This is a genomic window from Pseudomonas syringae pv. tagetis, from assembly GCF_022557255.1.
In the GTDB taxonomy this organism is placed as follows: Bacteria; Pseudomonadota; Gammaproteobacteria; order Pseudomonadales; family Pseudomonadaceae; genus Aquipseudomonas; species Aquipseudomonas caricapapayae.
Window position 1 is genome coordinate 2,292,772 of record NZ_CP092923.1, and the last position, 13,447, is coordinate 2,306,218.

Consider the following 13,447-nt stretch of genomic DNA (forward strand, 5'->3'; position numbering starts at 1 on the left):
TCATGGCTAACACAAATACGCTTTCTTTCGACGCCATCATCATTGGTGGTGGCGGTGCCGGCATGCGCGCAGCGCTGCAGCTCGCCCAGGGCGGTCACAAGACTGCCGTGGTCACCAAGGTGTTTCCGACCCGTTCGCACACCGTGTCTGCCCAGGGTGGCATCACCTGCGCCATCGCGTCTGCAGACCCGAACGATGACTGGCGCTGGCACATGTACGATACCGTCAAGGGTTCCGACTACATCGGTGACCAGGACGCTATCGAGTACATGTGTTCCGTAGGTCCGGAAGCTGTCTTCGAACTTGAACACATGGGACTGCCATTCTCCCGTACCGAGCAGGGCCGCATCTACCAGCGTCCGTTCGGCGGCCAGTCCAAGGACTTCGGCAAGGGCGGGCAGGCTGCGCGTACCTGTGCAGCGGCGGACCGTACCGGCCACGCACTGCTGCATACCCTGTATCAGGCCAACCTGAAGGCCGGCACTGTATTCCTCAACGAATACTACGCAGTCGACCTGGTAAAGAATCACGATGGCGCCTTTGTCGGCATCATCGCAATCTGCATTGAAACAGGCGAAACCTCTTATATCCGTGCCAATGCAACCGTGCTGGCGACCGGGGGTGCAGGCCGCATCTACTCGTCGACCACCAATGCCCTGATCAATACCGGTGACGGTATCGGCATGGCGTTGCGCGCAGGCGTACCGGTGCAGGACATCGAGATGTGGCAGTTCCACCCGACCGGCATTGCCGGCGCAGGTGTACTGGTCACTGAGGGCTGCCGTGGTGAAGGCGGCTACCTGATCAATAAGCACGGCGAGCGTTTCATGGAGCGTTATGCTCCGAACGCCAAGGACCTTGCCGGTCGTGACGTTGTGGCGCGTTCCATGGTCAAGGAAATCATTGCCGGCAACGGCTGTGGTCCTGATGGCGACCATGTGATGCTCAAGCTCGATCACTTGGGTGAAGAAGTGCTGCACAGTCGTCTGCCAGGCATCATGGAGTTGTCCAAGACGTTTGCGCACGTTGATCCTGCAACCGCACCGATCCCTGTCGTGCCAACCTGCCACTACATGATGGGCGGCGTTGCCACCAACATTCATGGTCAGGCGATCACTCAGGACGCTGCCGGCGTCGATCAGATCATTCCTGGTCTGTTCGCAGTGGGCGAAGTTGCCTGCGTATCGGTTCACGGTGCCAACCGTCTGGGCGGTAACTCGCTGCTCGACCTGGTGGTGTTCGGCCGCGCCGCAGGTATCCATCTGGAGCAGGCGCTGCGCGAAGGCGTCGACTATGCGCGCGCTTCCGAGTCCGACATCGATGCTGCCCTTGCACGCCTTGCCGGCCTGAACGAGCGCACCACCGGTGAAGACGTCGCCACGCTGCGTAAAGAGTTGCAGAGCTGCATGCAGAACTACTTCGGTGTGTTCCGTACTGGCGAATACATGCAGAAGGGTATTGCCCAGCTGGCTGACCTGCGCGTGCGTATCGCCAACGTCAAGATCAACGACAAGAGCCAGGCGTTCAACACGGCTCGTATCGAAGCACTTGAACTGCAAAACCTGCTGGAAGTTGCCGAAGCCACGGCGATCGCCGCAGAGCATCGTAAAGAGTCCCGCGGTGCCCACGCCCGTGAAGACTTCGAAGATCGCGATGACGAGAACTGGTTGTGCCACACCCTGTATTTCCCGGGTGACAAGCGTGTGACCAAGCGTGCCGTGAATTTCTCGCCGAAGACTGTTCCGACTTTTGAACCTAAGATTCGGACTTATTAAGGGGTGACCGATATGTTGCAAGTCAGTGTTTATCGTTACAACCCTGATCAGGACGCTGCGCCCTTCATGCAGGAGTTTCAGGTCGATACCGGCGGCAAGGACCTGATGGTGCTGGACGTGCTGGCGCTGGTTAAGGAACAGGACGAAGGCTTCTCTTACCGTCGTTCGTGCCGCGAAGGCGTCTGCGGTTCCGATGGCATGAACATCAATGGCAAAAACGGCCTGGCATGCATCACGCCACTGTCTGCCGTTGTCGCCAAGAACAAGCTGATCGTACGCCCGCTGCCTGGTTTGCCGGTCATTCGTGACCTGGTCGTCGATATGAGCATCTTCTACAAGCAGTACGAGAAGGTGAAACCATTCCTGCAGAACGACACGCCGGCTCCGGCCATCGAACGTCTGCAAACTCCGGAAGAGCGCGAAAAGCTCGATGGTCTGTACGAGTGCATCCTGTGCGCTTGCTGCTCGACTTCCTGCCCGTCCTTCTGGTGGAACCCCGACAAGTTCCTGGGTCCTGCTGCACTGCTGCAAGCCTACCGTTTCCTGGCTGACAGCCGTGACACTCGCACCAATGAGCGTCTGGCTTCGCTTGATGACCCGTTCAGCGTATTCCGCTGCCGTGGCATCATGAATTGCGTCAACGTGTGCCCGAAAGGCCTTAATCCAACCAAGGCTATCGGTCACGTACGCAACATGCTGTTGCAAAGCGGCGTCTGATTCATCGTTTTATCTGTTACACCGTTGCACTGAAGTGGCTGCGGCGCAGGCTTCAACCGGCGCCGTAGTTTTAACCTGAGCAGTAGCTCGCAAAGCTGCCGCTCTTATTTTGAAGAAATGAGACCAGCAGGGGCATCCGGGCTGGTACCCGGACTATCTGCGTGATCCCTGGTGACTTGATACAGTCGCTGCACACGACTATTTCAGGATTGCTCTGGTGTCTTCGCCGGTGGTGTCCCCTTACCGAGGGTGACCAAGCATGCAAGAAAGCGTGATGCAGCGCATGTGGAACAGTGCCCACCTATCCGGTGGTAACGCTGCCTATGTGGAAGAGCTCTATGAGCTTTACCTGCACGACCCTAACGCTGTGCCAGAAGAATGGCGCACCTACTTTCAGAAGTTGCCAGCAGACGGCAGCTCTGCCACTGATGTATCGCACTCGACTATTCGCGATCATTTCGTGTTGCTGGCTAAAAACCAGCGCCGCGCTCAACCGGTATCCGCCGGCAGTGTGAGCAGCGAGCACGAGAAGAAGCAGGTTGAAGTGCTGCGACTGATCCAGGCTTATCGGATGCGTGGCCACCAGGCTGCCCAGCTCGATCCGCTGGGCCTGTGGCAGCGCCCTGCGCCTGCGGATCTGTCGATCAATCATTACGGCTTGACCAATGCCGATCTGGATACGACTTTCCGTGCCGGCGACCTGTTCATCGGCAAAGAGGAAGCGAGCCTACGCGAAATTCACGAAGCGTTGCAGCAGACATATTGTCGCACCATTGGCTCCGAGTTCACCCACATCGTGGATTCCGAACAGCGCAACTGGTTCATGCAGCGTCTCGAGAGTGTGCGTGGCCGGCCGGCATTCTCGGCCGACATCCAGAGCCATCTGCTCGAGCGTGTCACCGCCGCTGAAGGCCTCGAAAAATACCTGGGCACCAAATATCCGGGCACCAAGCGCTTTGGTCTGGAAGGCGGCGAAAGCCTGATTCCGATGCTGGATGAGCTGATTCAGCGCTCAGGGTCCTATGGCACCAAGGAAGTCGTGATCGGCATGGCCCACCGTGGCCGTCTTAACGTACTGGTCAACACCTTCGGCAAGAACCCGCGTGACCTGTTCGACGAGTTCGAAGGCAAGAAAAAAGTGGAGCTGGGTTCCGGTGACGTCAAGTATCACCAGGGCTTCTCTTCCAATGTCATGACCGCAGGCGGTGAGGTTCACCTCGCCATGGCATTCAACCCGTCCCACCTGGAGATCGTTTCTCCGGTGGTCGAAGGGTCGGTGCGTGCGCGTCAGGATCGTCGTAACGATCCGAACGGTGACAAGGTTCTGCCGATTTCCCTCCACGGCGACGCGGCCTTTGCAGGTCAGGGCGTGGTCATGGAAACCTTCCAGATGTCGCAGACTCGCGGCTTCAAGACGGGCGGTACGATCCATATCGTCATCAACAACCAGGTTGGCTTCACCATCAGCAACCCGCTGGACTCGCGCTCGACCGAGTACGCGACCGACGTGGCCAAGATGATTCAGGCACCGATCCTCCATGTGAATGGGGATGATCCGGAAGCTGTGATGTTCGTGACCCAGCTGGCGATCGATTACCGCATGCAGTTCAAGCGCGATATCGTGATCGATCTGGTCTGCTACCGGCGTCGCGGCCACAACGAAGCTGACGAGCCTAGCGGTACCCAGCCGCTGATGTATCAGCAGATCACCAAGCAGCGAACCACCCGCGAGCTGTATGCCGAGCACCTGATCAAGACCGGCGTTCTCGATGAGGCCCGTGTTCAGGCCAAGGTCGATGACTACCGCAGCGCGCTGGACAACGGTCTGCATGTCGTGAAAAGTCTGGTCAAGGAGCCGAACAAGGAATTGTTCGTCGACTGGCGTCCGTACCTGGGTCATGCCTGGACTGCGCGTCACGACACGCGTTTCGATCTGAAGACCCTGCAGGAACTGTCCGCCAAGCTCATGGAGCTGCCGGAAGGCTTCGTCGTGCAGCGTCAGGTACAGAAAATCTACGAAGACCGTCAGAAGATGCAGGCCGGCGGTTTGCCGATCAACTGGGGTTATGCCGAAACCATGGCGTACGCCACGCTGGCGTTCGAAGGCCATCCGATCCGTATGACAGGGCAGGACATCGGCCGCGGTACGTTCTCGCACCGTCATGCCGTGCTGCATAACCAGAAAGACGCCGGGACCTATATCCCGCTGCAGAATCTGTACTCCGGCCAGCCACGTTTCGACCTGTACGACTCGTTCCTTTCGGAAGAGGCGGTACTGGCATTCGAATACGGTTATTCGACGACCCAGCCTGATGCTCTGGTTATCTGGGAAGCCCAGTTCGGCGACTTCGCCAACGGTGCCCAGGTCGTTGTCGACCAGTTCATCACCAGCGGCGAGCACAAGTGGGGCCGTCTGTGCGGTCTGACCATGCTGTTGCCTCACGGTTACGAGGGGCAGGGCCCGGAGCACTCTTCCGCACGTCTTGAGCGTTACCTGCAACTGTGCGCCGAGCACAATATCCAAGTCTGCGTACCGACGACCCCTGCGCAAATCTACCATCTGCTGCGCCGTCAGGTTATCCGTCCGCTGCGCAAGCCGCTGATCGTGCTGACGCCCAAGTCATTGCTGCGTCACAAACTGGCTGTTTCGACCCTGGAAGATCTGGCCGAAGGCTCGTTCCAGACCGTTATCCCGGAAATCGACACCCTCGATCCGGCCAAGGTAACGCGCTTGGTGCTGTGCAGCGGCAAGGTCTACTACGATCTGCTGGAAAAACGTCGTGCCGAAGGCCGTGAAGACATTGCCATCGTTCGTATCGAGCAGCTGTATCCGTTCCCTGAAGATGATCTGATGGAAACCATCGCACCCTACATCAACCTGCAACACGTGGTCTGGTGCCAGGAAGAGCCGATGAACCAGGGTGCCTGGTACAGCAGTCAGCACCATCTGCGCCGCAGCATGGGCAACCATAAACGTGAACTCGTTCTCGAGTACGCCGGTCGTGATGCCTCTGCCGCGCCAGCCTGTGGCTACGCTTCGATGCACGCCGAGCAGCAGGAAAAACTGCTGCAAGATGCCTTCACTGTTTAACGCCTTCGAGCATTAGAAACCGAATTAAGGAATTACAGATAATGGCTATCGAGATCAAAGCCCCCTCTTTCCCGGAATCCGTTGCCGACGGCACCATTGCCACCTGGCACAAGCAACCGGGCGAAGCGGTAAAACGTGACGAGCTGCTGGTCGACATCGAGACCGACAAGGTCGTGCTCGAAGTGCTGGCCGAAGCTGACGGCGTACTGGTATCGATCGTGAAAGGCGAGGGCAGCACTGTCCTGTCCAACGAAGTAATTGCAACCCTGGACGCCGGTGCTACTGCATCTGCTGCTCCAGCTGCCGCGCCTGCTTCTGCTCCTGCGGCGGCTCCAGCCGGCGCCGATGAAGAAGACGCCATTGCCGCGCCTGCTGCACGCAAGCTGGCCGAAGAGAATGCGATCAACCTGGCCAGCGTCAAGGGCACAGGTAAAGACGGTCGTATCACCAAGGAAGACGTAGTGGCCGCAGTTGAAGCGAAGAGGTCCGCTCCGGCCGCTGCGCCTGCCGCCAAACCTGCTGCCGCTGCTGCTCCGGTTGTCGCTGCTGGCGACCGCACCGAGAAGCGCGTACCGATGACTCGTGTTCGTGCGACCGTCGCCAAGCGTCTGGTCGAAGCTCAGTCGAACATGGCCATGCTGACCACGTTCAACGAAGTCGACATGACCGAAGTCATGGCACTGCGTTCGAAGTACAAGGACCTGTTCGAGAAGTCGCATAACGGCGTACGCCTGGGCTTCATGTCGTTCTTCGTCAAGGCCGCTACCGAGGCGCTGAAACGCTTCCCGGCAGTCAACGCTTCGATCGACGGCTCCGACATCGTTTATCACGGTTACGCCGACGTCGGTGTTGCCGTATCCAGCGACCGTGGTCTGGTTGTACCGGTTCTGCGTAACGCAGAGCACATGAGCCTGGCTGAAATCGAGGGTGGCATCGCTACCTTTGGCAAGAAGGCCCGTGATGGCAAACTGTCCATCGACGAGATGACCGGTGGCACCTTCACGATCACCAATGGTGGTACTTTCGGTTCGATGATGTCGACGCCGATCGTCAATCCGCCACAGGCTGCAATTCTGGGCATGCATAACATTCTTCAGCGCCCGATGGCAGTCAACGGTCAGGTAGTGATTCGTCCGATGATGTATCTGGCGCTGTCGTACGATCACCGTTTGATTGACGGCAAGGAAGCGGTAACCTTCCTCGTGACCATCAAGAACCTGTTGGAAGATCCGGCTCGTCTGTTGCTGGATATCTGATGAGACAGCCTCGAGTTGCAAGCTGCAGGCTGCACGATAAAAGCGGCGTGTCGCACGACTCGGGTTTTGCGGGTTACATCTAATGAACAGGCGGCAAGCAGGTCTGTAATGCATCACAGGCCTGCTTGCAACTTGCAGCTTAAAGCTAGCAGCTAAAGAGGAACTTTTTTTTATGTCCCAGAAATTCGACGTGGTAGTGATTGGCGCAGGCCCTGGCGGTTATGTTGCCGCCATCAAGGCTGCGCAACTTGGTCTCAAGACTGCCTGCATCGAGAAGTATCAGGACAAGGAGGGCAAACTGGCCCTTGGCGGTACCTGCCTGAACGTTGGTTGCATTCCTTCCAAGGCACTGCTTGACAGCTCCTGGAAATTCTACGAAGCCAAAAACGGCTTCAGCGTGCATGGCATCTCGACATCTGAAGTGAGCATGGACGTTCCGGCCATGATCGGCCGCAAGTCTACGATCGTCAAAGGCCTGACTGGCGGCGTTGCCAGCCTGTTCAAAGCCAATGGCGTGACCACCCTGCAGGGCCATGGCAAACTGCTGGCTGGCAAGAAGGTCGAGCTGACAGCTGCTGATGGCACTGTCGAAATCATCGAAGCGGACCATGTGATCCTGGCGTCGGGCTCTCGTCCAATTGACATTCCGCCTGCTCCGGTTGACCAGAAAGTCATCGTCGATTCGACTGGCGCACTGGAATTCCAACAGGTTCCACAACGTCTCGGCGTCATCGGCGCTGGCGTGATCGGTCTGGAGCTGGGCTCCGTATGGGCTCGCCTGGGTGCCCAGGTCACTGTTCTGGAAGCACTGGACAAGTTCATCCCGGCCGCCGACGAAGCGGTTTCCAAGGAAGCGCTGAAAACCTTCACCAAGCAGGGCCTGGACATCAAGCTGGGCGCTCGTGTGACCGGTTCCAAGGTCGAAGGCGAAGAAGTGGTTGTCAGCTATACCGACGCTGCTGGCGAACAATCGATCACCTTCGATCGCCTGATCGTGGCCGTGGGTCGTCGTCCTGTTACTACTGACCTGCTGGCTTCGGACAGTGGCGTCGACCTGGACGAGCGCGGTTTCATCTACGTTGATGACTACTGCACCACCAGCGTACCGGGTGTCTATGCCATCGGTGACGTGGTTCGTGGTCTGATGCTGGCGCACAAGGCCTCGGAAGAAGGCATCATGGTGGTCGAGCGCATCAAGGGCCACAAGGCTCAGATGAACTACAACCTGATCCCGTCGGTTATCTACACCCACCCGGAAATCGCCTGGGTCGGCAAGACCGAGCAGACGCTCAAGGCCGAAGGCGTTGAAGTCAATGTCGGTACGTTCCCGTTCGCGGCCAGCGGCCGTGCCATGGCAGCCAACGACACCGGCGGCTTCGTCAAGATCATTGCCGATGCCAAGACCGATCGCGTACTGGGTGTTCACGTTATCGGCCCAAGCGCTGCCGAATTGGTACAGCAGGGCGCGATTGCGATGGAATTCGGCAGCAGCGCAGAAGACATCGGCATGATGGTCTTCTCGCACCCGACCCTGTCCGAAGCGCTGCATGAAGCTGCACTGGCTGTGAATGGCGGTGCCATCCATATCCAGAATCGCAAGAAACGCTAAGACAACAAGAGAAACCACGGCGCAGTGCCCGTCGTAGGCCTTGCAAGCAGGGCTTACCGCGGAATCTGCGTCGGACTCGACCTCTCAGGCGGCTTCATGAGTGTCCCACGGCACTTGCGAAGTCCCCCGGAGTAGCGGTCACAGGTGGTGCGGCACGCTGACGTGCAGCACCGAATGCGCAGTACCTAAACGAAGACGGTAATAAGCATGAATCTTCACGAGTATCAGGGTAAGCAGCTGTTCGCTGAGTACGGCCTGCCAGTATCCAAGGGTTACGCGGTAGACACCCCGGAAGCAGCAGCAGAAGCCTGCGACAAGATCGGCGGGACCGAGTGGGTTGTCAAAGCCCAGGTTCACGCAGGTGGTCGTGGTAAAGCGGGCGGCGTAAAGCTGGTTCGCAGCAAGGAAGACGCTGCAGCGTTCGCTCAACAGTGGTTGGGCAAGCGCCTGGTGACTTACCAGACTGACGCCAACGGTCAGCCAGTGACCAAGATTCTGGTCGAGTCCTGCACCGACATCGCCAAAGAGCTTTATCTGGGCGCTGTGGTCGATCGTTCCAGCCGTCGTATCGTGTTCATGGCTTCCACCGAAGGTGGCGTGGACATCGAGAAAATCGCTCACGACACTCCTGAAAAGATTCTCAAGGCCACGATCGATCCACTGGTCGGCGCTCAGCCGTTCCAGGGTCGCGATCTGGCATTCCAGCTGGGTCTGGAAGGCAAGCAGGTCACTCAGTTCGCCAAGATCTTCACCGGTCTGGCCAAGCTGTTCCAGGACCACGATCTGGCCCTGCTGGAAGTGAACCCGCTGGTGATCAAGGCTGACGGCGATCTGCACTGCCTGGACGCGAAGATCAACATCGACGCCAACGCCATGTACCGTCAGCCAAAGCTGAAAGGTTTCCACGATCCGTCCCAGGACGATCCGCGCGAAGCTCACGCTGCCAAGTTCGAACTGAACTATGTAGCGCTGGAAGGCAACATCGGCTGCATGGTAAACGGTGCCGGTCTGGCCATGGGTACCATGGACATCGTCAACCTGCACGGCGGCAAGCCTGCAAACTTCCTTGACGTTGGCGGTGGTGCCACCAAGGAACGCGTTACCGAAGCGTTCAAGATCATCCTGTCCGACACCAACGTCGCTGCAGTACTGGTCAACATCTTCGGCGGCATCGTTCGTTGCGACATGATTGCCGAAGGCATCATCGGTGCAGTGAAAGAAGTCGGCGTGAAAATCCCGGTTGTTGTTCGCCTTGAAGGCAACAACGCTGAACTGGGCGCTAAAGTACTGGCAGAAAGCGGTTTGAACATCATCGCTGCAACCAGCCTGACCGACGCTGCTCAACAAGTCGTCAAAGCCGCGGAGGGCAAGTAATGAGCGTCCTGATCAATAAAGACACCAAGGTTATCTGCCAGGGCTTCACTGGTTCGCAAGGTACCTTCCACTCCGAACAAGCCATTGCCTACGGCACCAAGATGGTTGGCGGCGTGACTCCAGGCAAGGGCGGCACCACGCACCTGAACCTGCCAGTGTTCAACACTGTGAAAGAAGCGGTAGAGACCACTGGCGCTACTGCCAGCGTGATCTACGTCCCGGCTCCTTTCTGCAAGGATTCCATCCTTGAAGCGGCGTTCGGCGGCATCAAGCTGATCGTCTGCATCACCGAAGGCATCCCGACCATCGACATGCTGGAAGCCAAGGTCAAGTGCGACGAGCTGGGCGTGATCCTGATCGGTCCTAACTGCCCGGGCGTCATCACACCAGGCGAGTGCAAGATCGGCATCATGCCAGGTCACATTCACTTGCCAGGCAAGGTAGGCATCGTGTCGCGTTCCGGCACCCTGACTTACGAAGCTGTCAAGCAGACCACTGACGCCGGTTTCGGTCAGTCCACCTGTGTCGGTATCGGTGGTGACCCGATCCCGGGTTCGAACTTCATCGACATCCTGAAGCTGTTCCAGGAAGACCCGAAGACCGAAGCGATCGTCATGATCGGCGAGATCGGCGGTTCGGCTGAAGAAGAAGCGGCTGCCTACATCAAGGCACACGTGACCAAGCCTGTTGTCTCGTACATCGCCGGTGTAACTGCTCCTCCGGGCAAGCGCATGGGCCATGCCGGTGCAATCATTTCCGGTGGTAAAGGTACTGCAGACGAGAAATTCGCTGCACTGCAGGATGCTGGTGTTAAAACCGTGCGTTCTCTGGCAGACATCGGCAAGGCCCTGGCCGAGCTGACTGGCTGGCCGACCAAGTAAGCTTCGCTGTTTGCCGGGCAGGCAAGTTTTGCTTGCCTGCCCGGGCAATCGACAAAAGCCACCCTCGGGTGGCTTTTGTCTGGGCGCTTGAAAAGGCCTTGATGTTCATCCGGCCTCATTGAACACCGTTGTTCGCCCGCCACTCCTGACGGGTCAATTCCCATATCTGTTCCTGTGTCGTACCGCAGACGAATTGTGCTTCCTGAACGGTCACAAGGCGCATGCCTTCGCGTTGAGAGAGTCGATACGACGCCTCATTCAAGGCTGATTTGGCTACACGCAACACCGGGCGTTTGAGGGTTTCGAACCAAAACCTGTCAATGGCCACGCAGACCTCCGACATCAGGCCCAGACCCTGATAGGGCGTAGAGAGCCAGAAACCGCGATTGTTATCTTCCTCGTCCATCATGCACGCGGCACCGATCAGAGGTTCCTGCTCGCCGGAGAGGCGAATCGACCAATGCCATTCTTCCCCATTCTGCATGGCGGGCAAGACGTCCTCACGTATATGACGCAGGGCTTCTCCGTCCGGATATGGCCAGGGTACGTGATGGGTCAGATAACGCACGACTTCCCACTGATTGAACAGGGTCTGCATGACGGCGGCGTCTTCAAGCTGCACAGGCCGCAGGACCAGGCGAGGTGTGTACAGGGTAGGGGTCGGTATCAGGCATTCATGGGGTGTTTTAGTCATCAAGGTAGGCTGCCGGGCTCGGATTGCTCATCAATCTATCGATTGATGAGCAACAGGTCTGTCAGGCATTTCCGAATAATCGGCAGCGTGCTTAACCGCCAGTTAACGGTGCGTCGTCGGTCGGGTCGCCCTGAGACAGTGCATTTTCGGTCGAAGTTGGCTACCCTGTCCGCCGTTTTTGCGTTGCCCTCACGAGGGGCGTTTCGCAAGGTACTGCCACGTCTTACGCCGACGGGCTGCGTCTGCCCCATTCATCGGCGACGTCCCATCCCTTATTTCGATTCCGTGTGGTCCCTCGTAATGAAAGTGTTGAAAGGCCAGGACATCCTGGCGCTCGGTTTTATGACATTTGCCCTGTTTGTCGGGGCTGGCAACATCATTTTTCCGCCCATCGTGGGCCTGCAGGCGGGGCCACATGTATGGATGGCTGCTTTGGGCTTTCTGGTCACGGCGGTCGGGCTGCCGGTCGTCACGGTAGTCGCCCTGGCCAGGGTGGGGGGCGCAATGGATGCGCTTAGCAGTCCGATCGGCAGGATCGCCGGTGGCGCGCTTGCTGCAGTCTGCTATCTGGCAGTTGGCCCGCTTTTCGCGACTCCGCGTACCGCGACGGTCTCGTTCGAAGTGGGTCTCGCACCTCTGACGGGCGACACTCCAATGGCGTTATTCCTCTACAGCCTGGTGTATTTTCTGGTGGTGTTCTGGGTTTCGTTGTACCCGGGGCGCTTGCTCGACACGGTCGGACGCTTTCTGGCACCTCTCAAGATCATCGCCCTGGCTGTATTGGGGATCGCGGCATTCGCCCTGCCCGCAGGCGGGATAGGCGAGGCTGAGCCCGCGTACGCCGCTGCGCCGTTTTCCCAGGGCTTCATCAACGGCTATCTGACGATGGACACTCTCGGGGCACTGGTTTTCGGTATTGTCATCGTTAATGCCATCCGTTCGCGTGGCGTCGAATCGCCGCGCCTGATTACCCGCTACGCAATTATTGCCGGCCTGATTGCCGGTGTCGGGCTGGCGCTGGTGTATGTCAGTCTGTTTCGTCTGGGCTCAGGCAGCCATGCAGTTGCGGCAGGTGCAAGCAATGGTGCGGCGGTTCTGCACGCCTATGTGCAGCACACATTCGGTTCACTGGGCAGTGGCTTCCTTGCGGTGCTGATTTCTCTGGCGTGTCTGGTCACTGCGGTGGGTCTGACGTGTGCCTGCGCCGAATACTTTGCCAAGGTACTGCCGTTGTCTTACAGGACGCTGGTCATTATCCTGGCGGTGTTTTCGCTGCTGGTATCCAATCTGGGGCTGACCAAGCTGATCCAGTTTTCGATTCCGGTGCTGACGGCCATTTACCCACCTTGTATCGTCCTCGTCGCGCTGAGCTTCTGCAAAGGGCTCTGGCACAGCCAGGGACGGGTTGTTGCCCCCGTGATGCTGGTTTCCCTCGTCTTTGGTCTGATCGATGCGCTGAAGGGGGCCGGTTTCTCTGAGTATCTTCCAGAGGGGCTGACCAGTCTGCCGTTGAGCGATCAGGGCCTGGCATGGCTGGTGCCCTCGGTCATCACGCTCGTGGGTGTCGTGGCCGTTGACAGGGTCATGGGTAAGCGCAGCGAGGCGCTGGCTTGAAATTGCGGAAGGGTTTTGTGTCTTAATGCCGATGAGGCATGTGCTGAACAAGCAATGCAATACACATGAAAAGGCCCGCGTTCAGCGGGCCTTTTTAGTTCTGCAAGCGTTTCAGCCTTACTTGGTGGCTGGCGCAGCTTCTGGCGCTTTGTTGGCGTTCTCATTGGTGCGCTGCTGAGCGGCTTCGGCGTTCTTCTGAGCAGCTTCCTGGCTTTCCTTGGCCGCATCGTTCACTTTTTCCTGAGCCTTTTCCATCGACTCCTGGGACTGCTGAGCAGCCTTGTTGGCATCTTGCTGTGTGTTTTCGGACTTTTTGTCACAGGCTGCAAGGCCCAGGGTGGCAGAAAGCATCAAGGCATAGGCTAAAGATTTACGCATGGGGTGTTTCTCCTTATTGAGTGTTCACGAGCCTAAGAGCCTGTCCCCATGAGTTAAG

10 protein-coding genes are annotated in these 13,447 nt (G+C 58.1%); 8 read left to right on the forward strand and 2 right to left on the reverse strand.

The features are described 5' to 3' along the window. Nucleotides 1-2 precede the first annotated feature (2 nt). The 7 genes from sdhA (at nt 3) to sucD (ending at nt 10,703) form a co-directional block, all read left to right on the forward strand. Nucleotides 3-1,775 (forward strand): succinate dehydrogenase flavoprotein subunit, encoded by a 1,773-nt coding sequence (gene sdhA, locus MME58_RS10300; RefSeq protein WP_054985782.1) that lies wholly within the window; start codon nt 3-5, stop codon nt 1,773-1,775. A 12-nt stretch (nt 1,776-1,787) separates the two neighbouring features. Then, nucleotides 1,788-2,492 (forward strand): succinate dehydrogenase iron-sulfur subunit, encoded by a 705-nt coding sequence (locus tag MME58_RS10305; RefSeq protein WP_054985783.1) that lies wholly within the window; start codon nt 1,788-1,790, stop codon nt 2,490-2,492. A 259-nt stretch (nt 2,493-2,751) separates the two neighbouring features. Beyond that, complete coding sequence (locus MME58_RS10310) at nt 2,752-5,583, forward strand: 2-oxoglutarate dehydrogenase E1 component (protein WP_055005803.1); 2,832 nt, start codon at nt 2,752-2,754, stop codon at nt 5,581-5,583. A gap of 41 nt (nt 5,584-5,624) precedes the next feature. After that, nucleotides 5,625-6,839: a 2-oxoglutarate dehydrogenase complex dihydrolipoyllysine-residue succinyltransferase gene (gene odhB / locus MME58_RS10315; RefSeq protein WP_054985785.1), complete on the forward strand. Its 1,215-nt coding sequence runs from the start codon at nt 5,625-5,627 to the stop codon at nt 6,837-6,839. Nucleotides 6,840-7,011: 172 nt separating this feature from the next. Next, a complete protein-coding gene (gene lpdA / locus MME58_RS10320) occupies nt 7,012-8,448 on the forward strand; it encodes a dihydrolipoyl dehydrogenase (RefSeq protein WP_054985786.1) in 1,437 nt (478 codons plus the stop codon). 207 nt (nt 8,449-8,655) lie between these two features. Then, nucleotides 8,656-9,822: an ADP-forming succinate--CoA ligase subunit beta gene (sucC, locus tag MME58_RS10325; protein WP_002552981.1), complete on the forward strand. Its 1,167-nt coding sequence runs from the start codon at nt 8,656-8,658 to the stop codon at nt 9,820-9,822. Further along, on the forward strand, nt 9,822-10,703 hold the full coding sequence (gene sucD / locus MME58_RS10330) for a succinate--CoA ligase subunit alpha (RefSeq protein WP_054985787.1): 882 nt from the start codon (nt 9,822-9,824) through the stop codon (nt 10,701-10,703). Before sucC ends, sucD begins: the two co-directional genes overlap by 1 nt. A 115-nt stretch (nt 10,704-10,818) precedes the next feature. Here sucD and MME58_RS10335 read toward each other — a convergent pair whose 3' ends face one another. Next, the gene (locus tag MME58_RS10335) at nt 10,819-11,397 is read right to left on the reverse strand and encodes a GNAT family N-acetyltransferase (RefSeq protein WP_055005802.1); all 579 of its coding nucleotides are present in this window, start codon (nt 11,395-11,397) and stop codon (nt 10,819-10,821) included. Nucleotides 11,398-11,697: 300 nt separating this feature from the next. Between MME58_RS10335 and brnQ the strand changes: the two genes are divergently transcribed. Beyond that, nucleotides 11,698-13,011, forward strand: coding sequence for a branched-chain amino acid transport system II carrier protein (gene brnQ / locus MME58_RS10340; protein WP_055005801.1), 1,314 nt, complete (start codon nt 11,698-11,700; stop codon nt 13,009-13,011). A 117-nt stretch (nt 13,012-13,128) separates the two neighbouring features. On the opposite strand, the gene MME58_RS10345 is transcribed toward brnQ, so the two are convergent. After that, nucleotides 13,129-13,389 (reverse strand): lipoprotein, encoded by a 261-nt coding sequence (locus tag MME58_RS10345; RefSeq protein WP_002552985.1) that lies wholly within the window; start codon nt 13,387-13,389, stop codon nt 13,129-13,131. Between the last annotated feature and the right edge of the window lie 58 nt (nt 13,390-13,447).

Coding starts and splice junctions, on each gene's coding strand:
- MME58_RS10345 (WP_002552985.1), bottom strand. CDS start 13,389: ATGCGTAAATCTTTAGCCTATGCCTTGATGCTTTCTGCCACCCTGGGC.
- sdhA (WP_054985782.1), top strand. CDS start 3: ATGGCTAACACAAATACGCTTTCTTTCGACGCCATCATCATTGGTGGT.
- sucC (WP_002552981.1), top strand. CDS start 8,656: ATGAATCTTCACGAGTATCAGGGTAAGCAGCTGTTCGCTGAGTACGGC.
- MME58_RS10310 (WP_055005803.1), top strand. CDS start 2,752: ATGCAAGAAAGCGTGATGCAGCGCATGTGGAACAGTGCCCACCTATCC.
- brnQ (WP_055005801.1), top strand. CDS start 11,698: ATGAAAGTGTTGAAAGGCCAGGACATCCTGGCGCTCGGTTTTATGACA.
- odhB (WP_054985785.1), top strand. CDS start 5,625: ATGGCTATCGAGATCAAAGCCCCCTCTTTCCCGGAATCCGTTGCCGAC.
- lpdA (WP_054985786.1), top strand. CDS start 7,012: ATGTCCCAGAAATTCGACGTGGTAGTGATTGGCGCAGGCCCTGGCGGT.
- sucD (WP_054985787.1), top strand. CDS start 9,822: ATGAGCGTCCTGATCAATAAAGACACCAAGGTTATCTGCCAGGGCTTC.
- MME58_RS10335 (WP_055005802.1), bottom strand. CDS start 11,397: ATGACTAAAACACCCCATGAATGCCTGATACCGACCCCTACCCTGTAC.
- MME58_RS10305 (WP_054985783.1), top strand. CDS start 1,788: ATGTTGCAAGTCAGTGTTTATCGTTACAACCCTGATCAGGACGCTGCG.